At 48.1% G+C, this 343-nt stretch carries 1 pseudogene; it reads right to left on the bottom strand.

From position 1 onward, the window contains the following. Window positions 1-343 (bottom strand): annotated as a pseudogene (locus tag AAEZ03_RS26385) (S-(hydroxymethyl)glutathione dehydrogenase); the annotation flags it as partial.

Below are 343 nucleotides of genomic sequence, written 5' to 3'. Positions count from 1 at the left end.
ACCAATGATGGCGGCGAGGCCAATACCACCAAGACCGAAAACAGCAACGGTAGAACCTTCTTCAACCTTAGCCGTATTCATAACCGCGCCCATGCCGGTGGTCACGCCACAACCAAGTAGGCAAACTTTTTCTAACGGTGCGTCTTTGTCCACTTTGGCCAACGAAATCTCTGGCAAGACGGTATATTCAGAGAAAGTTGAGCAACCCATGTAATGATAAATTGGCTCACCGTCTTTATAAAAACGCGTGGTGCCGTCTGGCATTAAGCCTTTACCTTGAGTCTCGCGTACGGCTGAGCATAGGTTGGTTTTACCTGAAGTACAGAATTTACAAACGCCACAC

The organism is Pseudomonas sp. HY2-MNA-CIBAN-0224 (assembly GCF_040310285.1).
Lineage (GTDB): Bacteria > Pseudomonadota > Gammaproteobacteria > Pseudomonadales > Pseudomonadaceae > Aquipseudomonas > Aquipseudomonas helleri.
Note: the sequence above shows the minus strand (reverse complement) of the source record. Positions and strands in the feature narration are given on the sequence as shown.